This is a genomic window from Tenacibaculum sp. HL-MS23 (genome assembly GCF_032463465.1).
GTDB classification, from domain to species: Bacteria; Bacteroidota; Bacteroidia; order Flavobacteriales; family Flavobacteriaceae; genus Polaribacter; species Polaribacter bernardetii.
This window is the reverse complement of sequence record NZ_CP135989.1, coordinates 322,866-348,967: the sequence shown is the minus strand read 5'-3', so window position 1 is coordinate 348,967 and position 26,102 is coordinate 322,866. Positions and strand designations below refer to the sequence as shown.

Annotated in this window: 22 protein-coding genes; 8 read left to right on the top strand and 14 right to left on the bottom strand. The window is 32.0% G+C overall.

The window, feature by feature from the left end:
• Window positions 1–14 precede the first annotated feature (14 nt).
• The 5 genes from RRF68_RS01600 to rpmH form a co-directional block, all read right to left on the bottom strand.
• Window positions 15–3,173: an efflux RND transporter permease subunit gene (locus tag RRF68_RS01600; RefSeq protein WP_315944767.1), complete on the bottom strand. Its 3,159-nt coding sequence runs from the start codon at window positions 3,171–3,173 to the stop codon at window positions 15–17.
• Window positions 3,174–3,176: 3 nt separating this feature from the next.
• Window positions 3,177–4,307: an efflux RND transporter periplasmic adaptor subunit gene (locus RRF68_RS01595; RefSeq protein WP_315944766.1), complete on the bottom strand. Its 1,131-nt coding sequence runs from the start codon at window positions 4,305–4,307 to the stop codon at window positions 3,177–3,179.
• An 11-nt stretch (window positions 4,308–4,318) separates the two neighbouring features.
• Window positions 4,319–4,774: a MarR family winged helix-turn-helix transcriptional regulator gene (locus RRF68_RS01590; protein WP_218772758.1), complete on the bottom strand. Its 456-nt coding sequence runs from the start codon at window positions 4,772–4,774 to the stop codon at window positions 4,319–4,321.
• 129 nt (window positions 4,775–4,903) lie between these two features.
• A complete protein-coding gene (carB, locus tag RRF68_RS01585) occupies window positions 4,904–7,756 on the bottom strand; it encodes a carbamoyl-phosphate synthase large subunit (RefSeq protein ID WP_315944765.1) in 2,853 nt (950 codons plus the stop codon).
• A 105-nt stretch (window positions 7,757–7,861) separates the two neighbouring features.
• Window positions 7,862–8,023 (bottom strand): 50S ribosomal protein L34, encoded by a 162-nt coding sequence (gene rpmH, locus RRF68_RS01580; protein ID WP_058884776.1) that lies wholly within the window; start codon window positions 8,021–8,023, stop codon window positions 7,862–7,864.
• 229 nt (window positions 8,024–8,252) lie between these two features.
• On the opposite strand from rpmH, the gene RRF68_RS01575 reads away from it, so the two are divergent.
• The gene (locus RRF68_RS01575) at window positions 8,253–9,866 is read left to right on the top strand and encodes a CTP synthase (RefSeq protein ID WP_275316722.1); all 1,614 of its coding nucleotides are present in this window, start codon (window positions 8,253–8,255) and stop codon (window positions 9,864–9,866) included.
• Between the two features lie 188 nt (window positions 9,867–10,054).
• Window positions 10,055–11,926, top strand: a complete 1,872-nt coding sequence (yidC, locus tag RRF68_RS01570) for a membrane protein insertase YidC (RefSeq protein ID WP_315944764.1) — start codon at window positions 10,055–10,057, stop codon at window positions 11,924–11,926.
• A 56-nt stretch (window positions 11,927–11,982) separates the two neighbouring features.
• Here the strand turns inward: yidC and RRF68_RS01565 are convergent, their stop codons facing one another.
• Window positions 11,983–12,990, bottom strand: a complete 1,008-nt coding sequence (locus RRF68_RS01565; RefSeq protein WP_315944763.1) for a N(4)-(beta-N-acetylglucosaminyl)-L-asparaginase — start codon at window positions 12,988–12,990, stop codon at window positions 11,983–11,985.
• A 225-nt stretch (window positions 12,991–13,215) separates the two neighbouring features.
• On the opposite strand from RRF68_RS01565, the gene RRF68_RS01560 reads away from it, so the two are divergent.
• Window positions 13,216–15,678, top strand: coding sequence for a TonB-dependent receptor domain-containing protein (locus RRF68_RS01560; protein WP_315944762.1), 2,463 nt, complete (start codon window positions 13,216–13,218; stop codon window positions 15,676–15,678).
• 732 nt (window positions 15,679–16,410) lie between these two features.
• On the opposite strand, the gene RRF68_RS01555 is transcribed toward RRF68_RS01560, so the two are convergent.
• Window positions 16,411–16,584 (bottom strand): hypothetical protein, encoded by a 174-nt coding sequence (locus RRF68_RS01555; protein ID WP_218772764.1) that lies wholly within the window; start codon window positions 16,582–16,584, stop codon window positions 16,411–16,413.
• A gap of 146 nt (window positions 16,585–16,730) precedes the next feature.
• On the opposite strand from RRF68_RS01555, the gene fumC reads away from it, so the two are divergent.
• From fumC to RRF68_RS01535, 4 genes are all read left to right on the top strand, one after another.
• Window positions 16,731–18,131: a class II fumarate hydratase gene (fumC, locus tag RRF68_RS01550; protein ID WP_275316032.1), complete on the top strand. Its 1,401-nt coding sequence runs from the start codon at window positions 16,731–16,733 to the stop codon at window positions 18,129–18,131.
• A gap of 85 nt (window positions 18,132–18,216) precedes the next feature.
• Entirely contained in the window at window positions 18,217–18,690 is a 474-nt protein-coding gene (locus tag RRF68_RS01545; protein ID WP_315944761.1) for a nucleoside deaminase, read from the top strand.
• A gap of 197 nt (window positions 18,691–18,887) precedes the next feature.
• The gene (locus tag RRF68_RS01540) at window positions 18,888–19,106 is read left to right on the top strand and encodes a hypothetical protein (protein ID WP_315944760.1); all 219 of its coding nucleotides are present in this window, start codon (window positions 18,888–18,890) and stop codon (window positions 19,104–19,106) included.
• The gene (locus tag RRF68_RS01535) at window positions 19,106–19,408 is read left to right on the top strand and encodes a type II toxin-antitoxin system RelE/ParE family toxin (RefSeq protein ID WP_315944759.1); all 303 of its coding nucleotides are present in this window, start codon (window positions 19,106–19,108) and stop codon (window positions 19,406–19,408) included. Before RRF68_RS01540 ends, RRF68_RS01535 begins: the two co-directional genes overlap by 1 nt.
• Window positions 19,409–19,453: 45 nt before the next feature.
• Here RRF68_RS01535 and RRF68_RS01530 read toward each other — a convergent pair whose 3' ends face one another.
• From RRF68_RS01530 to RRF68_RS01500, 7 genes are all read right to left on the bottom strand, one after another.
• Window positions 19,454–19,585 (bottom strand): hypothetical protein, encoded by a 132-nt coding sequence (locus RRF68_RS01530; RefSeq protein WP_315944758.1) that lies wholly within the window; start codon window positions 19,583–19,585, stop codon window positions 19,454–19,456.
• A gap of 38 nt (window positions 19,586–19,623) precedes the next feature.
• Window positions 19,624–20,451, bottom strand: coding sequence for a prolipoprotein diacylglyceryl transferase (gene lgt / locus RRF68_RS01525; RefSeq protein WP_315944757.1), 828 nt, complete (start codon window positions 20,449–20,451; stop codon window positions 19,624–19,626).
• An 83-nt stretch (window positions 20,452–20,534) separates the two neighbouring features.
• Entirely contained in the window at window positions 20,535–20,771 is a 237-nt protein-coding gene (yidD, locus tag RRF68_RS01520; RefSeq protein ID WP_303557264.1) for a membrane protein insertion efficiency factor YidD, read from the bottom strand.
• Window positions 20,772–22,253 carry a cysteine--tRNA ligase gene (gene cysS / locus RRF68_RS01515; RefSeq protein WP_315944756.1) on the bottom strand — a complete coding sequence of 494 codons (1,482 nt, stop codon included), beginning with the start codon at window positions 22,251–22,253 and terminating at the stop codon, window positions 20,772–20,774.
• A 98-nt stretch (window positions 22,254–22,351) separates the two neighbouring features.
• Window positions 22,352–23,824, bottom strand: a complete 1,473-nt coding sequence (locus RRF68_RS01510; RefSeq protein ID WP_315944755.1) for a hypothetical protein — start codon at window positions 23,822–23,824, stop codon at window positions 22,352–22,354.
• Window positions 23,805–24,359, bottom strand: a complete 555-nt coding sequence (locus RRF68_RS01505; protein ID WP_315944754.1) for a hypothetical protein — start codon at window positions 24,357–24,359, stop codon at window positions 23,805–23,807. Before RRF68_RS01505 ends, RRF68_RS01510 begins: the two co-directional genes overlap by 20 nt.
• Window positions 24,352–24,900 carry a sigma-70 family RNA polymerase sigma factor gene (locus tag RRF68_RS01500; RefSeq protein ID WP_315944753.1) on the bottom strand — a complete coding sequence of 183 codons (549 nt, stop codon included), beginning with the start codon at window positions 24,898–24,900 and terminating at the stop codon, window positions 24,352–24,354. The genes RRF68_RS01505 and RRF68_RS01500 overlap by 8 nt, the downstream gene beginning before the upstream one ends.
• Before the next feature lie 100 nt (window positions 24,901–25,000).
• Here RRF68_RS01500 and meaB point away from each other — a divergent pair, with 100 nt between their 5' ends.
• Complete coding sequence (gene meaB / locus RRF68_RS01495) at window positions 25,001–26,086, top strand: methylmalonyl Co-A mutase-associated GTPase MeaB (RefSeq protein ID WP_315944752.1); 1,086 nt, start codon at window positions 25,001–25,003, stop codon at window positions 26,084–26,086.
• The last annotated feature ends 16 nt before the right edge of the window (window positions 26,087–26,102 follow it).

Below are 26,102 nucleotides of genomic sequence, written 5' to 3'. Positions count from 1 at the left end.
TTTATATTCTTTTACTATGCTTCTTCAGCTTTTTCAGATTCCATTTCTTTAATAGCTCTTTCTACCGATTCTCTATTTGGTTTTTTACCTTCCCATAACCACAATGTATATACTTTAGAGTAATTAGCGATTGATAATAAAACTGGTAAAGTTAATAAGGTTAAAAAAGTAGCTATCATAATTCCGTATGCAATAGATATTGCCATCGGAATTAAAAATTGTGCTTGACGACTTGTTTCTAAAATTAAAGGCGCTAAACCAGCAACTGTAGTTATAGTCGTTAAAAATATAGCTCTGAATCTAGATTTTCCTGCAGCGAATATTGCTTCATCAAAACTCATTCCTTCTTTTAAATAGCTATTAAATTTACTAATCAACACCAAGCCATCATTTACCATAATACCTACTAAAGCAATGATTCCTAGAAGTGATAATATATTTACAGCAAAACCATGAAACCAATGCCCCCATGCAACACCAATTAAACTAAATGGTACCATAATTAACAACATAAATGGTTGTCCGTAAGATCTAAATGTAAATACGATTACAATATAAATTAGCAATAAAATTACAGGTCCTACCAATGCTGCTGAACTCGAAACTTTTGCTGCTTCTCTATTCTGCCCTTCGTACAATGCAGTTACAGATGGATATTTAGCTTTAATTTGAGGCATTATCCTTGCTTTAATATCATCTAAAACATCTGTAGCACTTCCTTGAGCATCTTTCATATCAGCATCTACTTTTATTTCACGTTGCCCTTCTATGTGATTTATAGATATTTCTCCTCGCTCTATTTTATAAGTCGCTATTTCCGATAACGGAACTCTACTACCTGTAGGAGTAGAAATTCGCATATCGTCTAAATTTTTAATCGACGAACGTTCATTTTTATCATAACGAACCCAAACTTTTATTTCGTCTTGTCCCCTTTGAAAACGCTGTGCTTGTCTACCAAAAAAACCACTTCTTATTTGCGACATTACCTCATTTAAATTCAAACCTAGTAAATACGCATTGTCTTTTAACTGAATGTTGATTTCTTTGATTCCCTGTGGATCGTTATCTGTAACATCTTTTAAATTCTGATTTTTACTTAATTCTGATTTTAATTCGGTTTTAGCCGCTTTTAACTCAGCGATGTTGTTACTTAATAATGACACTGAAACCGGACTTCCACCAAAATTACCTCCCGAACCAAAAGTTAACGATTCTACGCCGTAAATCTCTCCAACTCTTTTACGTATTTCATTTGTAATTTCTCTCGAGCCAAAAGTTCTTGTTTCCCCTGGTAATAAATTTATTCTTAAGGATGCTTTTGCCGATCCTGGTCCTATTTGTTTTAAAATATTTTCAACAACTGGCTCATCTGTAATTGCATATTTCTCTGTAAATTCTTTTTCAACTTCCCATGTTTTTGCTTCAATTACAGAAATAATACTATCCGTAATTTTTTCGTTAGTTCCTTGCGGCATGGTTAAATTTACAGATACTCTATCACTCGCTATCGACGGAAAAAAAGTTCCTTTTATGATTCCTCCTTGAAATGCACCGATGGTAATTACAAATAAAGCAACCGGAATTATCAGTCCGAAGAACTTATTATCTAAAACAAATCGCAATGCTGGTGCATATAATTTATCTCGCATAAAATCCATAAAATCTTCGGCATATTTATTAAATGCATACAATTTCTGATTTCTATCTAATGCTTTTGAATGTGCAACGTGTGCAGGCAAAATAATTAAAGCTTCTACCAACGAAAGAATTAAGGTAAGTGCAACTACGGTAGCTACTTCTCCAAAAAACTCTCCTATATTTCCTTCTAAGAAAAAGAATACTGAAAAGGCTAAAACTGTAGTGGTAATTGCCGATATAATTGGCGGAACAACTTCCATCGTACCATCAATGGCAGCTCTAATAGGGTTTTTCCCCATTTCATAATGATGGTAAATATTTTCAGCAATTACAATTCCGTCATCTACCAAAATACCAATAACGATAATCATCCCAAATAATGATAATACGTTAATGGTAATATTAAAGTATCCTGCCAACATAAACATTCCGAAAAATGCTACTGGTAATCCTGCTGCTACCCAAAATGCCAATCTAGGACGTAAAAAAAGCGATAAAAATAACATTACCAACAACATTCCTTGCCATGCGTTTTTAAACAATAACTCGGTACGCTGATTTAATGTGATTGATGAATCTCTTGTAATTTCAATCCTTATATTGTCATGTTCTTTATTAAACTTGGCTATATATTCATTTATTTTTTTAGCTGAAGTTAATAAATCTTCATTATTGGTATTACTTACCTGAATTCTTACCGCTAAGTTTCCGTTGTAAAAATTTCTATTCGGTGTTTCATTCCAAATATCTTTTACCGTTGCAACCTCTTTTAATCTGATTATTGTTCCGGAAGCATCTGCTTTTACAACCAAATTATCTAGCTCATCACCATAATAAGAGCGATTTTTTGCTCGGATTAAATACTCTTCTGCAACTGTTTTTACAGAACCTCCTGAGGTTAATATATTTGCCGTAGAAACTGCTCTTGCAACATCATCAAATGTTAAATCATATGCTCTTAAATCATTTTCTTTAACAGCTATTTCAATTTCTTCTGCTGGATACCCTGAAACAGAAATCTGAGAAATTCCGTCTATTCTACGGATATCATTTTCTATATCTCTTGCGATATTTTTTAATGATTTTAAAGGGATTTTATCTCCTGTAACCACAAAACTAATCGTTTCTGCAATGTTTTCTATTTTAGCAACCACCGCAGGTTCCATTCCTGATGGAAAGTTAGGTACTTTATCTACCGCGTTTTTAACATCAGCTAAAACTACATTAATATCATAACCTTTTAATATTTCTACTGAAATACTAGCTGAGTTTTCTGATGATGTAGATGTTACTCGATCTACACCTACCAATCCTTTTAAATTGTCTTCAATTTTCAAAACCACTCCTTCTTCCATCTCTTGCGGAGAAGCTCCTGGATATGCTACATTTATATTGATAAATTTAGCATCCGTTAGTGGAAAAAATGATGATTTTAAAGAAGAAAAACCAAAGGTTCCTAATACGACAAAGGCAATAATAATGATATTTACCGCCACTGGATATTTTATAAAATATGCAATTACTTTTTTCATATCTTATTTTTTTGCAGCGTTAGTTGTTTCTGAAAATATCTTAACAGGCATACCTACATAAGCACCTGCAACCGGTTTATTAATTAATTGAGCACCATTTTGCAATCCTTTTATAACCACCGTATTTTCATTAAAATGTACTGGATTGATATTTATCATATCTAAAACGTTATTCTTTACAACATACACCGCTTTATTTTCAACCAATAGTTTTCTATTTATCTCAATAGCTTCTGTCATTGTTTTTACAGGTACGTTTGCTTCTAAATACATACCTTCTCTTAACTCTTTTCCTTTTACCTCGATAAAAACTTGAACTGTTTGTGTAGCTTGATTTAATTTCCCGTTAATTCGGGCAACTTTACCTGACCACATTTTATTCTTTTCTAAATTTTGAAGTTCCACCGTTTTACCAACTTTTAAAATATCAGCAAAGCTTCCGTTTACAGACAAAGCCAATTCAAAAACTGAAGTATCTATAAATTCACCCATTTTCTGACCAACCCTTACCAAAGTTCCATTAGTAACCAAAGCTTCTGTAACTACACCACTAAAAGGAGCTCTAAGATTGTATTTTCCTAACCTCGACTCTAAATTTTTAACATTATAATACGTTGTATATATATTCTTACCAGTTACGAAATACTTCTCTTTGTCTGAGTTTGCCTCAGGAAGTGGTTGTACTGTTTTATTTATATCATAGTTTTTTAAATAGGTATTCCATTTTTCAAAAGAATTTGGATAGTCTAGTCGTAAATCTGGCATAATAGAAGCTATTAAATTTTGTAATGAGCTCCTTTGAGATTGAATTGAAGCATAAAACTCTTGACTATTAATATGCAATAATGTTTGTCCTTTGCTATATGATATACCGGCTTTAAATGGTTTTGATGTAGGTTTTAAAATTCCTTGCACCTCCGAATAAATATCCACTTTATTCTTAGCTTGCAAATTCCCGTTTGCAATAATATTTATAGCAACATCACCATTTTTAACTTCTTTTACAAAAACAGTTTTTTCTACCTTTGTAACTTTCTGTACAGGAAGTTCCTTACTGTCTTTTAAAATATTGGAGATTATAAATGACAATCCGAGTACTACGACTCCTGCTCCTACAATAATTAGTTTTCTCATGGTTTATTTGTTTAGCTGTTACTACAACTTTTAGCTGATTTTATATTTAAGTTTTCTTGTATTTTTTTAATCACATTAATTGTTTGTGCAATTTCTTCTTCTGATATATTTTCTTGTAATGAGGTTACAAATTGCGCCATTATAGGCAAGGTTTCTTTAAATAAAACATCACCCTTTTTAGTGATATAAATATTATTAATACGTCTATCTAATTTAGAGGGAATTCTAGCAACTAAACCTTTCTTTTCCATCGTATTTACTAATCGCGTTAGCGATGTTTTATCTCTACCTGTTAAAAAAGCTAATTCCTGTTGTGGTACTCCGTTTTTTTCTTGTACTTTTTTTAAGAATACCCATTGTATTTTTGTCAATGAAATATTATGTTCAAAAAACAAGTCATGAACATGGTTTTCAATCATTTTGGTCGTTTTTCCTAACCAAGGAGCTAATGTATTTTCAATACCCATACATATTCATTAATTGCTGCGAAATTACTAGAAACAAGTATTTTAGTTGCATATACAACAGGTTAATTTTTTGTTAAAAAAAAGCCTATCAATAAATATTGATAGGCCCTTAATAAATATGTTTAAAATCTACTTTGTCAAGTACATTTTACGTCTTGAATATAAATCGTAAAATTGATCGTCTTTTAAATCATCAATAAATAAAATACTTTCTCCGGTTGATTTCATTTCTGGTCCTAACTGCTTATTAACATTCGGAAACTTATTAAATGAAAATACAGGTTGCTTTATCGCATAACCTTCTAACTGCGGATTAAAAGTAAAGTCCGTTACTTTTTTCTCTCCTAACATTACCTTGGTAGCATAGTTTACATACGGTTCTTTATAGGCTTTCGCAATAAAAGGAACTGTACGAGATGCACGCGGATTTGCCTCTATAATATAAACAATATCGTTTTTAATTGCAAACTGAACGTTTATTAAACCAACTGTTTTAAGCTCTAAAGCAATTGTTTTTGTGTGATCTTTTATTTGTTGTAATACTAAATCACCCAAGTTAAACACTGGCAAAGTTGCATTAGAATCTCCAGAGTGCACTCCACAAGGCTCAATATGCTCCATTATTCCGATAATCTGCACGTTTTCACCGTCACAAATTGCATCTGCTTCTGCTTCAATTGCTCCATCTAAATAATGATCTAATAATAATTTATTACCAGGCATTCTTCTTAATAAATCTACAACATGCTCTATTAATTCTTCTTTATTGATAACAATTTTCATTCCTTGCCCACCTAAAACATAAGATGGTCTTACTAGGATCGGAAAGTCCAATTTATCTGCTAAAGCTAAGGCCTCATCTGCAGTTTCTGCTATCCCGAATTCTGGATACGGAATATTATTATTTTTTAATAAGTCAGAAAAACTCCCCCTATCTTCTGCTAAATCTAAAGCTTCGAAAGAAGTTCCTAGTATTTTAACACCATATTTGGTTAATTTCTCTGCTAACTTTAAAGCAGTTTGCCCACCTAACTGAACAATAACTCCTTCTGGTTTTTCATGTTTAATGATATCATAAATATGCTCCCAAAAAACAGGCTCGAAGTATAATTTATCTGCCGTATCAAAATCGGTAGAAACCGTTTCTGGATTACAGTTAATCATAATCGTTTCGTAACCACATTCGGCTGCAGCTAAAATTCCGTGCACACAACAGTAATCAAATTCAATTCCTTGCCCTATTCGGTTTGGTCCTGAACCTAAAACTATAATTTTCTTTTTTGGTGTAACTTCACTTTCATTTGCGATTATCGTAACGCCTTCTTTGGTTACAATATCACTTTCGAAAGTTGAATAATAATACGGAGTTTTTGCTTTGAATTCAGCAGCACAAGTATCTACTAACTTATAAACTCTATTAATATTTAACTCTTCTCTCTTTTTATATACTTCACTTTCTAAACATCGTAGCATATGTGCAATCTGACGATCTCCATATCCTTTCTGCTTTGCTTCTAATAACAAATCTCTATCAAGCGTATCAACACTGTATTTAGAAATTTCTTTTTCTATTTCGTGTAATTCTTCATATTGCTTTAAGAACCAAATATCAATCTGCGTAATTTCGTGGATTTTACTCAACGGAATTCCCATTTTAATGGCATCATAAATAATAAAAACACGATCCCAAGAAGCATGTGTTAACTTCTCTATAATTTCTTCGTAATTTTTATTTTCTTTTCCATCAGCACCTAAACCATTACGTTTAATCTCTAATGATTGAGTTGCTTTGTGCAATGCTTCTTGAAACGAACGTCCAATTCCCATTACTTCACCTACAGATTTCATTTGTAACCCTAAAGTTCTGTCAGAACCTTCGAATTTATCGAAATTCCAACGTGGAATCTTTACGATTACATAATCTAATGTTGGCTCAAATAAAGCAGAAGTAGATTTTGTAATTTGATTATCTAACTCATCTAAATGATATCCTAATGCTAACTTCGCTGCAATTTTTGCAATTGGGTAACCAGTTGCTTTACTCGCTAAAGCGGATGAACGTGATACACGTGGGTTAATTTCAATTGCTATTATATCTTCCTTTTCATCAGGAGAAATCGCAAACTGCACATTACATCCACCTGCAAAATCACCAATATTACGCATCATATGAATTGCCATATCACGCATTTTTTGAAAAGTTTTATCAGAAAGTGTCATTGCAGGAGCTACGGTAATAGAATCTCCTGTATGAATTCCAATAGGATCCATATTTTCAATAGAACATATAATAACTACATTATCATTTGCATCTCTTAATAACTCTAACTCATATTCTTTCCAACCGATAAGTGCTTTATCAATCATTACCTCATGAATAGGAGAAACTTCTAATCCACGAGTTAACAAAGCATCAAAATCTTCTTCTTTATATACAAAAGACGCTCCTTCACCACCTAAAGTAAAAGATGCTCTAATAATTAAAGGAAAACCAAACTCTTGTGCTATCTCTTTTCCTTTTAAGAAAGAGGTTGCTGTAGCTTGTGGTGCCATCGGAACTCCAATATCTAGCATTAAGTTTCTAAACTTCTCACGATCTTCGGTAATATTAATAGCATCAATATTAACTCCTATAATCTCTACACCAAAATCTTCCCAAATTCCTTTTTCATCAGCTTCAATACATAAATTCAACGCTGTTTGACCACCCATTGTTGGTAAAACGGCATCAATTTGCGGATGCTCTTTTAAAATTTTTATTATTGACTTTGTGTTTAAAGGCAAGAGATATACATGATCGGCCATTGTTGGGTCGGTCATGATTGTTGCAGGATTTGAATTGATTAAAACAGTTTCAATTCCGTCTTCACGTAAAGAACGTAAAGCTTGTGTTCCAGAATAATCAAACTCACAGGCTTGTCCAATAACAATTGGTCCCGATCCGATTATTAAAATAGATTTAAGGTTTTGATTTTTAGGCATTTTGTTTGTTGTGTTGTGTTGTTGACAAAAATAAAAAATGTTTATATACAAAAAAAGGTGTTACTAAAAAATAGTAACACCTAATATATTAATGATAATTAATCATTATTTTTTTGGTCTTGGAGCTGAAGATACACTTAAGTTCTTTCTTCCCTTTGCTCTTCTTCTTGCTAGTACTTTACGTCCGTTAGCAGATGCCATTCTTTCTCTGAAACCGTGTTTGTTTCTTCTTTTTCTTTTCGATGGTTGGTAAGTTCTTTTCGGCATTATTTATATTTTTAAAAATGGTCTTTAATTATACGTTGCTTTTATGAAATTCCGTCTGCTAAAAGCGTGGGCAAATATACAACAGTTTTTTTGTTTAACAAATACTAGTTTTACTTTTTTCTAATATTTTTTCACTTGGCAAAAATAGTGAAATTTTATATATATTTTATCACTTTTTTATTTGTTCGAATAGTTAGACTTCTTACTTTTGCCCAAACCTAACAACACCATGAACAACACTAAATACGTTTTTGTAACAGGAGGCGTAACTTCATCACTAGGAAAAGGGATTATTGCCGCATCTTTAGCTAAGCTATTACAGCAAAGAGGTTTCTCTGTAACCATCCAAAAATTAGACCCATATATAAATATCGACCCAGGAACATTAAACCCGTATGAACACGGTGAATGTTATGTTACTGATGATGGTGCTGAAACAGATTTAGATCTTGGGCACTACGAGCGATTTTTAAACATACCAACCTCTCAAGCGAATAATGTTACTACTGGTAGAATATATCAATCTGTAATAAATAAAGAGCGTAAAGGAGAATTTTTAGGAAAAACTGTTCAAATAATTCCGCATATTACAGATGAAATTAAGCACCGAGTCCAAATTTTAGGAAATACAGGAGATTATGATATTGTGATTACTGAAATTGGTGGAACCGTGGGTGATATTGAATCACTACCCTATATAGAAGCTGTTCGCCAATTACAATGGGAATTAGGAAATGACAACGTTATTGTTGTTCACTTAACACTAGTACCTTACTTAGCTGCTGCGGGTGAATTAAAAACAAAACCTACACAGCATTCTGTAAAAACATTAATGCAAAGTGGTATTAGCCCTGATATTTTAGTGTGTCGTTCTGAACACGAGATTAGCGATACTATTAAAAATAAGCTAGCTTTATTTTGTAATGTTAAAAAACAAGATGTAATTCAGTCTTTAGATGCTGAAACTATTTATGATGTTCCAAACCTAATGTTTAAAGAAGGTTTAGATTATGTGGTTTTAGATAAATTAAACTTATCTACTCGTAAGCAACCTAAATTAAAAGCATGGAATCAGTTTTTAGAACGTCATAAGAACCCTACTTCTACCATAGAAATTGGTTTGGTAGGTAAATATGTTGAATTACACGATTCTTATAAATCGATTACCGAGTCTTTTATTCATGCCGGTGCTACCAACAAAACAAAAGTAAATGTACGTTGGGTTCATTCTGAAGAATTGACTCCTGAAAATGCGCCTTCAAAGTTAGCCGGATTAAATGGTGTTTTAGTAGCACCTGGTTTTGGAGATCGAGGAACTGAAGGTAAAATAGCTGCTGTACAATATGTTCGTGAAAATAATATTCCTTTTTTAGGAATTTGTTTAGGGATGCAAATGGCTGTTATTGAATACTCACGTAACGTTTTAGGTTTAAAAGAAGCAGAATCTACCGAAATGAATAAAGATACTGCACATCCTGTTATTAACTTAATGGAAACTCAAAAAGACGTTACTCAAAAAGGAGGAACCATGCGTTTAGGTGCTTGGGATTGTGAAATCATCGAAGATTCTAAAGTATTTAAAGCCTATAAATCGAAATTAATTAGTGAGCGCCATCGTCATAGATTTGAATATAACAACGATTATAAAGAACAATTAGAGAATGCTGGAATGAAAGCTACAGGAACCAACCCTAAAACAGGCTTGGTAGAAATAGTTGAAATCCCTACACATCCTTGGTTTGTTGGTGTACAATATCACCCAGAATATAAAAGTACGGTGTTAAATCCACATCCACTATTTGTGAGTTTTATAAAAGCAGCTTTACAGCAATCAAAAAAATAAATTTAAAATCCTGTAATTTTTAGTTACAGGATTTTTTTTATTAAAACGGAATACTATTTGAACTATTAATCTTATCAAAATTAATCACAGTAAAACCTCATAAAATATATAAGGTTTCGCTACATTTGTCGGGTTTTTCAATAATGAGAAAAACAAAAAATGACAAGTTGACATTATAATTCATATCAATGGAACAAAAAAAATTTGATTTAAATTCCTTTATAGGAATGCTTTTATTAGGAGGAATATTACTATGGTGGATGAACACTCGTGAGCCAGAAGTAACTCCTGAAACAACGAAAACAGAACAAGTTTCTGAAACAGCAACTACTCAAAACAATTTAGCAGAAACAACTGTCTTAAATGACTCTTTACAGCAAATTGCTTTAAAAAACAAATTAGGTGCTTTTGCATACGGAGCTTCAACTAGTAAAAAGGGAAGTACTTCTATAGAGAACGACCTTGTTAAATTAACTATTGATAATAAAGGTGGACAAATTACTGAAGCTTTAATTAAAAACTTTAAAACATACGATTCACTTCCTTTATATTTAGTAAAAGATAATAATGCATCTTTTAATATTAATTTCGGAACAACCGATAACCGTATTTTAAACACTAAAGATTTATTATTTACGCCTACTTTAACTAAAAACGGAGATACTCAAATACTTTCTATGAAACTGAAAGTGTCTGAAACTAAATTTTTAGAATATCGTTATGAAATTAAAAAAGACGATTACCGTGTAGCTTTTGCTGTTCGTTCTCAAGGGTTAAATTCAGTAATAAACAGCTCTCAAGCAATTAATTTAGATTGGAGTTTAAAAGGTTTTAGACATGAAAAAAGTTTAAAAACCGAAAACATGTACTCTTACTATTATTATAAAGCGGATGATGAAGTTGATTATTTACAAATGAACGACGATGAAACGGTTAGTGATGTAAATTGGGTTGCTTATAAACAACATTTCTTTTCTTCAATTTTATCTTCTGATACACCTTTTAACGACGCTAGTTTAAAATCTGTTGATTTTGATGGCGAAGAAAAAGATAGTGTTTTCACAAAATCATATGGTTTAAAAACGCCTTTAGCATTAACTAACGGAGAGTTAAATTATAATATGCAATGGTTTTACGGACCAACAGATTATAATTTATTAGAGTCTTATGAAGGTACTGGTTTAGATGAGATTTCAGATTTAGGTTGGGGAATTTTCGGATTCTTAAACCGTACTGTATTCTACCCTGTATTTAACCTGTTAAAAGGATTTATTGGTAACTTCGGATTGATTATTATATTAATGACAATTGTTGTTCGTATTATCATGTCTCCAGTACTTTATAAATCGTATTTATCGAGTGCAAAAATGAAAGTGATTCGTCCAGAAATGGAAGAAATCAACAAAAAATATCCTGGTAAAGAAAATGCAATGAAACGTCAGCAAGAAACAATGGCGGTGCAACGAAAAGCTGGTGTAAACATGATGTCGGGTTGTATTCCTGCATTAATGCAAATGCCTGTATTCTTTGCTTTATTTAAGTTTTTCCCTACCAATATAGAGTTCAGACAAAAAAGCTTCTTATGGGCGAATGATTTATCATCATATGATTTAATTTATCAATTACCTTTTAATATTCCTTTTTACGGAAACCATATAAGTTTATTTCCAATATTAGCTTCGGTTGCTATTTTCTTTTACATGAGAATGAACCAAAGTCAGCAAGCAAATATGCAAGCTCCTACGCAAGAAGGAATGCCTGATATGCAAAAAATGATGAAGTATATGATCTACTTCTCTCCTATTATGATGTTGTTTTTCTTTAACAACTATGCAAGTGGATTAAGTTTATACTACTTTATATCTAACTTATTAACCATCATTATTATGTTAATTATTAAGCATTACGTAATTGATGAAGATAAGATTCATGCAAAGATTGAAGAAAACAAAAAGAAGCCTGAAAAAGCTAAAAGTAAGTTCCGTGAGCGTTTAGATAATGCTATGAAACAAGCACAAGAACAACAAGCTGCTCAGCAAAAAGCAAAAAAGAAAAAATAAGCAAAAAGTATTGTTTAGAAATAAAAAAAACCGAAACTTAACAGTTTCGGTTTTTTTTATGCTTTCTGTTTATTAAAATAATCTGATTTAATATTTTTATTTTCACCCTCCTTATACAAGTTATAACTAAACCATTCGTGAATTGAGTAAGCACCCGTTTCTCCTTGTTTATTCACAGCAATATAACCTACCTGAAAATTCTTAAAATCTTTCCCTTGTTTATTTACAATTCTACCAATAGCAATTTCGCAGGCTTCTTGTGGCGATTTTCCTTGTCGCATTAATTCAACTATTAAAAAACTACCTACCGTTTTTAATACTTCCTCTCCTAAACCAGTAGCCGAAGCTCCTCCTATTTCATTATCAACAAACAATCCACCACCAATAATTGGAGAATCTCCCACTCTACCAGCCATTTTATATGCCAATCCACTTGTGGTACAAGCACCAGAAATATCTCCGTTTTTATCAATCGCTAACAGACCAATAGTATCGTGATTTTCTATATTGATAATTGGCTTGTATTCCGATTTCACTTTCCACTGTTCCCAAGCTTTCTTAGAAGAATCCGTTAACAAGTCTTCTCTTTCAAATCCTTTAGAAACGGCAAACTGCTCTGCTCCTTCTGCCACTAACATTACATGTGGCGTATCTTCCATTACTTTTCTTGCTACAGAAATTACATGCTTTATATTTTTAACACCTAAAACTGCTCCGTAATTCCCTTTTTCATCCATAATGCAGGCATCTAAAGTTACATTTCCTTCTCTATCAGGTAGCCCACCTTTCCCTACAGATTGTCCTTTTTCATTTGCTTCTTCAATTCTACAACCTTGTTCAACAGCGTCTAATGCTGCCCCTCCGTTTTGCAAAATTTTGGCTGCAGTTTCAACCGCCAATGGCGTATTCCATGTTGCAATTACTACTGGTCGTATAGGCTGTAAAACCGTTGTAGAACCTCTTTTTTCTTTAACCGTTTTATTACACGCTATAATGGTTGATGACACAGCTACTAAACCTAAACTAGTAACAGATAATCGTTCTATAAACTTTCTACGCTTCATTACTCTTTTATTAAAAAATTAAAATTGATTATTATAATTAAACCTTATAAATTAATTACAATGTCACCAATTAAAATAAGCCTTATTTTTTCTTGCTCCTAATCTACAAATTTTACATTTTACCTTGATTTTAACTTTAGGTTTTATTTAACAATCCTTTAACTAAGCAAGATTAAACCTTTAAAGAACTTCGCAGTCTTATCTCTTTACACAATAAACTACTCAATGAAAAAAATAACATTTCTTTTTGCATTACTAATCGCTCTTTCTGCATTTGCACAAAAACCTACTCGTAAAAAAAATTCTAAAGTTACCTTAACAGGTAAAGTTATAGAAGCCAGTTCTAAACAACCTTTAGAGTATGCTACTTTAGTATTAACTCATCTTCAAAACAAACAAGTTTCTGGAGGAATTACAGATTTAAACGGAAATTTTTCTATTACAGTTCCTTCTGGGGAGTATGCTTTAAAAGTGGAGTTTATAGGGTTTAAAACTAAAAACCTTCAACAAAGACAAATAACAGAAAACATCAACTTAGGTACAATTACGCTTTCTGAAGATGCAGAAACCTTAGATGAAGTAGAAATTATTGCCGAAAAATCTACCGTAGAAATACGTTTAGATAAAAAAATATATAATGTTGGTAAAGATATGACTGTAAAAGGTGGTTCAGCTTCTGATGTATTAGACAATGTTCCCTCTGTTAATGTAGATGCACAAGGAGCGGTTAGTTTACGTGGTAGTGAAAACGTACGTATTTTAATTGACGGAAAACCATCCGCTCTTGTTGGCTTAACAGGTACAGATGCTTTAAGAAATCTTCCTGCTGATGCTATTGAAAAGGTAGAAGTAATTACCTCGCCATCGGCACGTTATGATGCTGAAGGAACTGCAGGTATTTTAAATATTATTCTAAGAAAAGGTAAAATAACCGGTTTTAATGGTTCTGTAAACCTTACCGCTGGTAATCCAGATATGTTACGAGTTGCTCCAAACCTGAATTACCGAACAAAGAAAATTAACTTATTTTCTAATCTTGGTTATTCGTACAGAAAAGGTCCTGGTAATTCACAAACCGAGTTTTCTTATTTAACAAACGGCGTTTTAGACAGCACACAAACCGAGGACAGAACCTTTGATAGAAAAAACAAAAACTTCAATGCTTCAATTGGTTTAGAATATTACATTAACGATAACAGCTCTATTACAGGTAATTTTGTATATAGAAAATCTGAAGGAAATGATATTGCAACCAACCTAACAGACAGGTTTTTATTTAACGACCCTAATCAGGTTTTACTTGAAGAAATTAGAGTCGAAAACGAAGATGAAGATGGAGTAGACAAGCAATACTCTATAAATTATACTAACAGGTTAAATGATAATGGTGAGAAATTAACGATCGATTTACAATACGGAGACAGTAATGAAACCGAAAATTCACCTATTAGTGTAAACGGAATTCCGTCTGAAGACAATTCACAAATCACTAGCTCTAAAGAAAAGTTAGTTCAGGTAGATTATGTGTTACCAATCGGAGAAAACAGTCAGTTTGAAGCTGGACACAAAGCTACTTATCAAGATTTAAATTCAGATTTTAGAGTAAATATTTTAGACCCTAATATAGATTTTAACCCTTCTAACGATTTAACTTTTAAGCAAAACGTATATGCCTTTTACACTCAGTATGGTAGTAAAATAAATAAGTTTTCATACCTTTTAGGTTTACGTGCTGAAATTACAGATATCGATATCGATTTACAATCAGACACACAAAATAAAAATTCAGACAAAAATTATACAGAATGGTTTCCTACTGTAAACCTTGGTTACGAATTAAACGACAATGAAAATGTAACTTTAGGATATAGCAGGCGTTTAAGAAGACCACGTCACTGGTTTTTAAACCCTTTTGAAAGCCGAAGTTCTGCGACAAGTGTGTTTAGAGGAAATCCTGATTTAAACCCAACATTTACCAGTTCTTTCGATTTAGGTTATAACACTAAAATCAGAAAATTTAATTTAGGAGCTTCTATATATTATCAAATTTCTACCGATAAAATTGAGAGAGTTTCAATAATCGAAGAAAGAAACGGAACCAATGTATTTGTTAGTCAGCCTTTAAATTTAAATAGCGAAGATCGTTACGGGTTTGAATTTACAAGTAATTACAATCCAACAAAAAAGGTGCGTTTATCTGCTAGTTTCAACTACTTTAAGTTTAACACAGATGCTTTTTCATACACTTACACAGCGCAAGACAATTCGCAAGTTACTACCAATCTAGCAGAAGTAAACCAAGACAGTTGGTTTGCCCGTTTTAATGCACGTATAACGTTACCTGCTAAGATAGATTGGCAAACACGTATTATGTACCGTGGCCCACAAACAAATGCACAAAGCGACAGAGAAGGTATGTTTATGGCAAACCTAGCATTTAGTAAAGACATCTTAAAAGACAAAGCATCGGTTGTTTTAAATGTAAGTGATTTATTTAACTCACGTAAACGAGAAAGTACTACATATTATGGCGGTAGAGAAAATCCTTCAACAATTTCAAATGGAGAATTTCAGTGGAGAGAGCGTCAAATTTCATTAAGTTTTACATATCGTTTTAATCAGAAGAAAAAAAGAGAAAGACCTGAAGGTGGTGGTCAAGAAAATGGTGGAGGAGATTTTAACGGCTAAAATTTGGGCGTTCGAGCGGGCTTTCATTACTCGCTTTTTAGTTAGTATGTTCTATAAACACACAAACTAAAAGAGCTCAAGCAAACCATTCAATCCCTAACGCGATTATCTAATATATACCAAAAAGCTCGTTCTTATTCAACGAGCTTTTTTATTTCTTATATTTTAAAAAAAACATACATATAATGGCTACACGTCATTGCGAGAAACGAAGCAATATCTCCCATACAAAAAGCATAAATGTGTTAAGGATTGCAGAGACATCCTTTTTTTAAACTTTATAAATCTCCGTCATTGCGAGGAACGAGGCAATCTACACTATTCTTAAACTGTTATAGTTTACTTAACAATAAACATAATAGATACCCGTCATTTCTAGAAACGAAGCAATATCCCCATACAAAAAGCACAAATGCGTTAAGGATTGCAGTGGCATCCTTTTTTAAAGCTTAATATTATCCGTCATTGCGAGGAACGAAGCAATCTCTTCCTCATAAAAAGTACACGCGTTAAGGATTGCAGTGGTATCCTTTTTTAAAGCTTAATAGAATATGCGTCATTGCAAGGAACGAAGCAAACTCATCAAATTCTTAGACTGCCATAGTTAATTAAAAAGTAAACCTTGCTTTTGTAACCATAAAAAAGATATAATGAAAAACCTGTTTAAACTCCCAAAAACAAAAAAAGCTCGTTCAAATACATGAACGAGCTTATTTTATATCAATTTAAAAACTACTTACCTTCAGCAGCTTTTTTTGCTTCTCTCTTTAACTTTATATTTTCCCAGATTGTTCCACCAATCCAATATGGAACTACAAATGTTAATAAGAAAATTAACAACCAAAATCCGGTTGTAAAAATAAACATGAATAATACCAATCCTGAAAATTCTGAAAAATCTAACATTTGTTTCCTATTAATAATTGTTGTGCGACAAAATTATAACTATTTTTCTTTGAAAGCAATAAAATCTGATAAAAATCACCTACTAAAACTATTAGAATTTGTAATTTTGACTATCGTTAATTTATATTCTTTTAAATCATTTTAAAATGACAAAGTACAGAATCGAAAAAGACACAATGGGAAATGTTGAAGTTCCTGCTGATAAATATTGGGGAGCACAAACAGAACGCTCTCGTAACAACTTTAAAATAGGTGCTGCTGGCTCTATGCCATTAGAAATAGTATATGGTTTTGCATACCTTAAAAAAGCTGCTGCCTATACAAATGCTGAATTAGGTGTTTTAACTGATGAAAAAAGAGATTTAATTGCACAAGTTTGTGACGAAATCTTAACAGGTAAACACGACAATCAATTTCCGTTAGTAATCTGGCAAACAGGTTCTGGTACACAATCTAACATGAACTGTAACGAGGTAATCGCTAACAGGGCTCATGAAATTGCTGGGAAAATAATTGGTGAAGGCGAAAAAACTATTCAACCAAATGATGATGTAAACAAATCACAATCATCAAACGACACCTTTCCTACAGGTATGCACATTGCTGCTTACAAGAAAATTGTAGAAGTAACCATTCCTGGTGTAGAGCAATTACGTGATACTTTACAAGCAAAATCAGAAGCTTTTAAGGATGTTGTAAAAATTGGACGTACGCACTTAATGGATGCTACTCCCCTAACCTTAGGGCAAGAATTTTCTGGTTATGTTGCACAATTAAACTTTGGTTTAAAAGCATTAAGAAACTCTTTAGAGCATTTATCGCAATTGGCTTTAGGAGGAACTGCAGTAGGAACGGGTTTAAACACACCTGCTGGTTACGACGTATTAGTGGCAAAATATATTGCTGAATTTACAGGTTTACCATTTATTACTGCTGAAAATAAATTTGAAGCTTTAGCTGCTCATGATGCATTTGTTGAAACACACGGATCTTTAAAGCAATTAGCGGTTTCTATTAATAAAATAGCAAACGATATTCGTATGATGGCTTCAGGGCCACGTTCTGGAATTGGTGAATTAATTATTCCTGCAAACGAACCAGGTTCTTCTATTATGCCAGGAAAAGTAAATCCAACCCAAGCAGAAGCAATCACAATGGTTTGTGCACAAGTTATGGGTAACGATGTTGCTGTAACTGTTGGTGGTACGCAAGGACATTACGAATTAAATGTATTTAAACCAATGATGGCAGCTAACGTATTACAGTCTGCTCAGTTAATTGGAGATGCTTGTGTATCTTTCGATGTAAATTGTGCTGCTGGTATTGAACCAAATCACGATAGAATTACAGAGTTGGTAAACAATTCTTTAATGCTAGTTACTGCTTTAAATACTAAAATAGGATATTATAAAGCTGCAGAAATTGCAAACACAGCACACGCAAATGGTACAACTTTAAAAGTTGAAGCAGTACGTTTAGGCTATGTAACACCTGAAGAATATGATGAATGGGTAAAACCTGAAAACATGACTGGTGGATTAAAATAAAAACTTACTTTTGTAAACTGAAAAAGCTGCATTATGTGCAGCTTTTTTTTAGCGATAGTAAATAATCATATTAAAAGAAATGAAGATGAACAAACACGAAGAATATATGAGCGAAGCTGTAAAAGCAGCTTTAAAAGGAATGAGCAATAACGAAGGCGGACCATTTGGTTGTATCGTTGTAAAAGACGGTGAAATTGTTGGTCGTGGTAATAATAAAGTTACTTCTACAAACGATCCTACTGCACATGCTGAAGTTACCGCTATTAGAGATGCCTGTAAAAATTTAGGCTCTTTTCAATTAGATGGTTGTATCGTTTATACTTCTTGCGAACCTTGCCCTATGTGTTTAGGTGCAATTTATTGGGCAAGACCAGATAAAGTATACTACGGAAGTAACCAACAAGATGCTGCTAATATTGGATTTGATGACGAGTTTATTTATAAAGAAATTCCGTTACCATATGAAGAACGTAGCATTCCGTTTGAACAAGTAGGGAGAAAAATTGCCTTAGAGCCATTTGAAAAATGGAGCGAAAAGCAAGATAAAATAGAATACTAGCAATAAAAAATCCCAAATTAACCTTTGGGATTTTTTTATGTCTTTTATTTACTTGAACATCTATTAATCTAAAAATAGATCCATTAGTTTTTTGGCTTAATTTATTAAAATGAAATTATCTTTTTAATCCCTCATACTAAGAGCCCCTTAAATGAATGAAACTCTTTTTTGTATATTTGTTTACTAATTAAATAATCATGGATATTCAATCAACAAAAATAGAATTAATAAAAACTATTTTAGCTATAGAAAATAGTGATTTAATCCAAAAATTAGCAGATTTTATTAATAAAGAAGAAGTTGATTTTTGGAATGAGTTAAGTATTTCTGAACAAAATGAAATTAAAAAAGGAATTAATGAGCTTGATGGTGGAAAAAGAATCTCATACAATTCATTCTTGAAGAAAATATCTTAATGAAAGTATTTTTATCTGAATTAGCTGAAAATAAACTTTTAAGATTATCTGAATATCTTTTAGAAAAATGGAATCTAAAAACTCGTGATAAATTTATTGAAAAACTAACAGAAAAAATTGAGCAAATTTCCTTACAACCTGAAAGTTGCCCTAAATCTGCAGAGTTTAAAGGCTTATATAAATGTGTTGTAACAAAACAAACAACTTTTTACTATCGAATTTCAACAGAGTTAAAAGAAATTGAAGTTATCACAGTTTTTGATACAAGACAACATCCTAATAGCTTGCAAAAAGACTTTTAATAGTCAATTTCGGAAGTTCAGTAAAAAATATAATATTTTTAAACTCTATTTAATTATATCTAACCTACAAACTACCAACACAACATATAACACAACATCTAACACAACATCTAACACAACATCTAACACAACATCTAACACAACATCTAACACAACATCTAACACAAAAAGCTCCAAGTTTATACTTGGAGCTTTTTTTGTTTCTAAAATCTAACTTATTTCGTTTTTCTAAACATCAACCAAAAACCGATTAAAACAAGTGGTATACTTAATACTTGCCCAGTGTTTAGTGAGTTAAATACCCAATCTTCTCTTCCGTCTACTTGTGCTTTCTTTAAAAACTCTATAAAGAAACGCAACGACCATAAAACCACCATAAACAATCCGAATAAAAACCCTGATTGGTTCTTTTTATCTGTTTTCCAATAAAAATGCCACAACGCAAAGAACAATGCTAAATAACTAAATGCTTCATATAATTGTGTTGGATGACACGGTACGGTTTCTCCAGCTCTTTTAAAGATAACCCCAAAACTGCTTCCTGTTGGTTTTCCATAAATTTCTGAATTAAAAAAGTTCCCTAAACGGATAAAAAATCCTGCTAAGGCAACCATAATCCCTAATCTATCTAAAATAAACAGCCATGGTTTGTTTAAATGTTTTTTTGCATAAAAATATAAAGCTACAGGAATACCAATTGCTGCACCATGACTTGCAAAACCAGTAAATCCTGTAAATTTCCAAGAACCATCTGCCATCTCCTTCATTGGTAAAAATATTTCTAACAAATGATTTTGATAATAATCCCAGCTATAAAAGAAAACATCTCCTAATCTCATTCCTACTAGCATTGCTACAAACACATACATGAATAAAGGATCTAGTTTTTCAACAGGAATATTATCATTTATATAAATTTTCTTCATTAAACGAAGTCCCAATACAAAGGCTGCGATAAACATTAAACTGTACCAACGAATACCTAGACTACCAATTTTTATAATTTCAGGATCTAAATCCCATACTATAGATAAAAAATTCATTTATTCTTATTTAATTTGTCCCTCCGAACATAACAAAGTAAACTAACAAAAGAGTACTTCGTCATTCTTCTTCGTAATGACGATTATTTTTTCTTCTTTTCAGGCACTGGATCGTAACCACTCCCACCCCATGGATGACAGCTAAAGATTCTTTTTGTTGCCAACCAACCGCCATAAAACAATCCGTGTTTTTGCAATGCTTCAATTGTGTAACTAGAGCATGTTGGCGAATACCTGCATGTTGCTGGTGTAAATGGTGAAATGGCTGTTTGATAAAATCGCACCAATAGTATAAACGGATATGTGAGTATTTTTTTCAATTAATTAACAGAAAAACTCGTTCCTTCTTTTCCGTCTTTTAGCTGAATTCCTAATGCTAATAATCTATCGCGAATTTCATCAGAAAGTGCCCAATTTTTATCTTCTCGTGCTTCTTTTCGCATTTGAATAAGCATCTCTACTACTCCGCTTAATTTATCAGAATTATTTCCTTCAGAAACTTCGTTTATCAATCCTAAAACATCAAAAACAAACGCTTTCATTGTTACTATTAGCTCTTCTAAATCATCCGAAGTTAAACTAGCGTTTTGTTCTTTTATCTGATTTACAATTTTAACGGCTTCAAATAAATGAGAAATTAATACAGGTGTATTAAAATCGTCGTTCATGGCTGCATAACATTCTGTCTTCCATTTCTGAACATCGAAAGTTGAAGTGTTTCCTGCTTCAATCTTATCTAAGTAATTTACAGCATCCATTAATTTGGTATGTCCTTTTTCTGATGCTTCTAAAGCTTCGCCAGAAAAATCAAGAATACTTCTGTAGTTCGCTTGCATATTAAAGAAACGTACCACACTTGCTGAAAATGCTTTTGGTAATATTTCATTTTCCCCAGATAAAATTTCGTTTGGCAAAATAAAATTACCTGTTGATTTTGCCATTTTCTGGCTATTTAACAACAACATATTGGTATGCATCCAGTAATTTACTGGAGTGACACCACTACAAGTTTGTGATTGTGCTATTTCACATTCGTGATGTGGAAATTTTAAATCCATTCCTCCACCATGAATATCAAATTGCTCTCCTAAGTATTTTGTACTCATTACCGAACATTCTAAATGCCAACCCGGAAAACCATCACTCCAAGGAGAAGGCCAACGCATAATATGACGCTCATCGGCTTTTTTCCAAAGGGCAAAATCTTGTGGATTTTTCTTATCCGACTGTCCGTCTAAGGTTCTTGTATTATGAATAGCATCTTCTATTTTTCTACCAGAAAGGATTCCGTAATTACCAGTTTCGTTGTACTTTAAAACATCAAAATATACTGATCCGTTTACTTCGTACGCCAACCCTTTTTCCATGATTTCTTTAATCATTTCAATTTGTTCAACAATATGACCTGTTGCCGTAGGCTCGATACTTGGCGGTAAAAAATTGTAATTTTTTAAAACATCATGAAAGTCTACAGTATACTTCTGCACCACTTCCATTGGTTCGATTTCTTCTAAACGTGCTTTTTTAGAAATTCTATCTTCTCCTTCATCTGCATCATTTTCTAAATGCCCAGCATCGGTAATATTACGCACATAACGCACTTTATAACCTAAATGTAATAAATAACGATATACCACATCAAAAAACATAAATGTACGTACGTTTCCTAAATGGGCATTGCTATATACGGTAGGACCACAAACGTACATACCTACATATCCGTCGTTTACAGTTTTAAAAGGCTCTTTAGTTTTTGATAAAGAGTTGTATACTTTTAATTGATTTTCTTTATATAATTTCATCGAAAAAGTGGCTATTTACAGATGCTAAAGATAGGCACTTTATAAGGAATAATGAAATGGAATTTTAGTGAAGTTTTAGTTAAAATATAACTCGAAAATTATTTAATTTCTAAATTACCATAACTACCTGAAACACTTATTATATTATTTTTAGGGGCATTTTTGGTAATTAAATTTACTCTTTTGTTTTCTAGTCTAATTTTATTCACTTGGTACTTAAAATTACTTTTTGTATCTCTTAAATTCAATATAGCATCTGAATTATTCAGGTTTAATGTAAAGCTACCAAAATCTGAATGAAAATCATTTACAGTTAACACACCAAATTTATTAATTATCTCCACGTTTTTATTTAACATATCTATAATTAATTTTGATGAATTAGTATTTAATGTCGAATTAGCAACCGATGCTATATAAGCATCGGTTACATTATTTAAAAATAATTTAGTAGTATTTAATGAGTTTATTGTTACTGGCGAATATGATATATTTAATTCTCCTCCATCTAAAGTATCTGCATTAAAAGTACCGTAACTAACTTTTCCCGAAGCTTTTGTTTTTGGTAATTTCACTTTACAATGACGTGTATTTAAATCGAAGGTTGCATTTTTAGGCACTTTAACATTTATTTTCTTGGTTACTTTTACTTTTTTTCCGTTTACAGTAACTGTTCCTGATTTATTCAAAAAAACAAAATCTAATTTGGTGTTTTTAAGTGATTCCTGCGCTTTCCTTAATGCTTCTTTAACTTCTTTCGAGTATTCTTTTTCTGATAAACGAGATTTCTGTAACATCTCTATAGCATTTTTACGAGCTTTATTTCTAGATTTCTCAGCCATAGCTCTATGTTTACTCGCCGTTTCTCTGCTTTTCAGCATCGTTAAACGACTTTTTCTCATTGTTTCTTTACTTTTTTTAATACTCTCTTTAAACTTCTTATATTTTTCACTTTTCTTAAACTTCTCCCATTCTTTTTTTGACTTTATAGTAATACCGTTAACACCATCTTTCCACTGAAAAAAATAATTCTCACCATCTTTGGCATACTTATCAAAATCGAACTCCATATAATCTAAATCAGATACTATTTCTTCAAAGTTGATTTCAGGGATTTCAATCTCCGACATATCGGGCATTTCTGGTAATTCAGGCATCTCTGGCAATACAATAACATTCGATCCATTAGTATTATAATGATAAACGTTAGCGTTATTGTTTTTTGACGAATTAAAAAATATTATATCATCCGTATTTAAAGAATGAAAACTATTGCTTTTAGCATTAATTTGCACTTTACTTTTATTACCTAAAGCTTCAAATTTCCAGTTTTCAAAATACTTTTTAGCTTCAGCTTTATCTAATCCTTCTATTTCTATAACAGCCTCTACAGAAACTTCATTTTTATTCCACGTAGTTACATTTACATCCGCATTAGATGCATTAATATTAACGATTACATCTTTATTTGTTTTAAAGTTTTCGCTAAATTTCTTATCGTATTTCTGAGCAAACACAACACTTGTTGCGAGTAATAAAAAAGTACTTATTTTAAATTGTTTGAATGTCATTTTGAATTGGATTTTTAAGTTCATTTAATTGTTTTTGCATACGCTTTAACAGCTGTAAACGCAATTGCAGGTTCCCAATCAATGCATTGATCGTATTATCGTTAATTCCTTTTTTATTGAGCTCTTCGGTTAACGATTTATATTCGTTGGTTAGCTCGCCTATTTTAGCAAAATAACCATCAAAAAAGTCTTTAGTATCATCAGTTAATTCTAACTGACTTAGTTCGTAGTTTATCGTATTTATATAATACGATTCTATTGTTTTTAATTCTGGCGAAATAGTACCTAAACTAATAGTATTTGGGGTGTTATTAATTGGTGTATTTATATTTTCTGACGGATAAAATGTTATTCCTAACCCTAAGGATATTACAATTGATGCTGCTGCATATAACCATTGAAATGATTTTTTTCCTGATGATTTATCATGCAATTCGTCCATCATTTTTTGTTGAAAACGTTGCCTATGATTTGTTGATAACTTTGCGTTATCTTCACTATTATTTTTTAATATTTCTCTAATATCTTTAGACATTATATACTGCTTTTAATTGTTCTTGCACTTTCTTTTTACCTCTTAACAAATGAGTTCTAGATGTTGATTCTGAAATTCCTAATATTTCGGAAATTTCACCATGATCATAACCTTCTAGCAAAAACAAGGTTAGTACTACGCTGTATTTATCTTTTAATTTTTGAATGCAGTTTATAATTTCTTGGTATGAAATAACGGTTTCCACCTCCCAATTATCATCTGCTGTTATTTTTGTAGTTTCTTCATTTATTGCAACAAACTCAAGCTTTTTCTTTTTTAACCAATCAATACTTTGATTAATTACAATACGTTTTAACCAAGCTCCGAATGCTACTTCCTCTTTATACATTTTCATATTTTTAAAAGCCTTTATAAAAGCTTCTTGCATAATATCTTCTGCTATAAATGTATCTTTCACATAACGATTTGCAACAGTAAGCATCGCTTCGCAATACAAATCATACAACTGCATTTGTGCTTTTGCATCGTTGTTTTTACACGCATTTATAATTGATTGATGTAACTGTTTGGTTGACTTCATTATTGATTTCTTATACTAAAGACGATACTTTTTAAGCTTCGTTGCATTTTGCTGAATTTTTATTTCTAAATTTACCTTATTATTTCGTTTTTACTAAAATATGGCTAATATCAACAAATCTGCTCTTTCTGAAAAAGATGGCGTTTCTCAACCAGAAACGACCAGTAAATCTGCTGCTGAAAAAATAAAAATAAGTAGAAGAAAAAAGGCTGACACTCCTAAATATATTCGTGAAATACTAGCAGGAAGTATTCCTTTTTTAAGCAGAGCAATTACTTTGGTTGAAAGCACCAATGCAAAACATCAACAACAAGCTAATGAAATTTTAGAAGCTTGTTTACCACACTCAAACAAATCGGTAAGAATTGGTATTACGGGTGTTCCTGGAGTTGGAAAAAGTACATTTATTGAGGCTTTTGGTAAGCACTTAACTTCGTTAGGTAAAAAAGTAGCTGTTTTAGCTGTAGACCCAAGTAGCTCTATTAATAGAGGTAGTATTTTGGGAGATAAAACTCGAATGGAAGAATTGGTTACCGATAAAAATGCATTTATAAGACCTTCTCCGTCGGGAACTTCTTTAGGTGGTGTTGCGCAAAAAACACGTGAATCTATTATTTTATGTGAAGCCGCTGGTTTTGATACTATTATTATAGAAACCGTTGGCGTTGGGCAGTCTGAAACTGCCGTACATTCTATGACCGATTTCTTTTTATTATTAAAACTTGCCGGTGCAGGTGACGAATTACAAGGTATTAAACGAGGAATTATAGAAATGGCTGATGCCATTGTTATTAATAAAGCAGATAGTGGTAACGAGAAAAATGCAAAAATTGCAAAAGTTGAGTTCAACAGAGCACTACATTTATATCCACCAAAAGATAGTGGTTGGCAACCTAAAGTTTTATTAGCAAGTGCGCTACATAATAAAGGTATTGCTGACGTTTATAAAATGATTAACGAATATATAACCTCAGCAATTAATACTTTTTATTTTCAACAAAAAAGAAATGATCAAAATAAATACTGGTTATTAGAAACAATCAATCAGCAGTTAAAAAGTAATTTTTATAACAATTCTGAAATAAAAATTTTACTAAAAGAAGAGTTTAAAAAGTTAGAAAACGGAAAAACAACGCCATTTACTGCTGCCAATAGATTGCTAAATAAAAACTATGAAAACCCATAATGGGTGTTTGGTTAAA

What these genes read in the sequence shown, in the direction of transcription:
- RRF68_RS01600 (WP_315944767.1), bottom strand. Translation starts at nt 3,173, where the DNA reads ATGAAAAAAGTAATTGCATATTTTATAAAATATCCAGTGGCGGTAAAT.
- RRF68_RS01595 (WP_315944766.1), bottom strand. Translation starts at nt 4,307, where the DNA reads ATGAGAAAACTAATTATTGTAGGAGCAGGAGTCGTAGTACTCGGATTG.
- RRF68_RS01590 (WP_218772758.1), bottom strand. Translation starts at nt 4,774, where the DNA reads ATGGGTATTGAAAATACATTAGCTCCTTGGTTAGGAAAAACGACCAAA.
- carB (WP_315944765.1), bottom strand. Translation starts at nt 7,756, where the DNA reads ATGCCTAAAAATCAAAACCTTAAATCTATTTTAATAATCGGATCGGGA.
- rpmH (WP_058884776.1), bottom strand. Translation starts at nt 8,023, where the DNA reads ATGCCGAAAAGAACTTACCAACCATCGAAAAGAAAAAGAAGAAACAAA.
- RRF68_RS01575 (WP_275316722.1), top strand. Translation starts at nt 8,253, where the DNA reads ATGAACAACACTAAATACGTTTTTGTAACAGGAGGCGTAACTTCATCA.
- yidC (WP_315944764.1), top strand. Translation starts at nt 10,055, where the DNA reads ATGGAACAAAAAAAATTTGATTTAAATTCCTTTATAGGAATGCTTTTA.
- RRF68_RS01565 (WP_315944763.1), bottom strand. Translation starts at nt 12,990, where the DNA reads ATGAAGCGTAGAAAGTTTATAGAACGATTATCTGTTACTAGTTTAGGT.
- RRF68_RS01560 (WP_315944762.1), top strand. Translation starts at nt 13,216, where the DNA reads ATGAAAAAAATAACATTTCTTTTTGCATTACTAATCGCTCTTTCTGCA.
- RRF68_RS01555 (WP_218772764.1), bottom strand. Translation starts at nt 16,584, where the DNA reads ATGTTAGATTTTTCAGAATTTTCAGGATTGGTATTATTCATGTTTATT.
- fumC (WP_275316032.1), top strand. Translation starts at nt 16,731, where the DNA reads ATGACAAAGTACAGAATCGAAAAAGACACAATGGGAAATGTTGAAGTT.
- RRF68_RS01545 (WP_315944761.1), top strand. Translation starts at nt 18,217, where the DNA reads ATGAACAAACACGAAGAATATATGAGCGAAGCTGTAAAAGCAGCTTTA.
- RRF68_RS01540 (WP_315944760.1), top strand. Translation starts at nt 18,888, where the DNA reads ATGGATATTCAATCAACAAAAATAGAATTAATAAAAACTATTTTAGCT.
- RRF68_RS01535 (WP_315944759.1), top strand. Translation starts at nt 19,106, where the DNA reads ATGAAAGTATTTTTATCTGAATTAGCTGAAAATAAACTTTTAAGATTA.
- lgt (WP_315944757.1), bottom strand. Translation starts at nt 20,451, where the DNA reads ATGAATTTTTTATCTATAGTATGGGATTTAGATCCTGAAATTATAAAA.
- cysS (WP_315944756.1), bottom strand. Translation starts at nt 22,253, where the DNA reads ATGAAATTATATAAAGAAAATCAATTAAAAGTATACAACTCTTTATCA.
- RRF68_RS01510 (WP_315944755.1), bottom strand. Translation starts at nt 23,824, where the DNA reads ATGACATTCAAACAATTTAAAATAAGTACTTTTTTATTACTCGCAACA.
- RRF68_RS01505 (WP_315944754.1), bottom strand. Translation starts at nt 24,359, where the DNA reads ATGTCTAAAGATATTAGAGAAATATTAAAAAATAATAGTGAAGATAAC.
- RRF68_RS01500 (WP_315944753.1), bottom strand. Translation starts at nt 24,900, where the DNA reads ATGAAGTCAACCAAACAGTTACATCAATCAATTATAAATGCGTGTAAA.
- meaB (WP_315944752.1), top strand. Translation starts at nt 25,001, where the DNA reads ATGGCTAATATCAACAAATCTGCTCTTTCTGAAAAAGATGGCGTTTCT.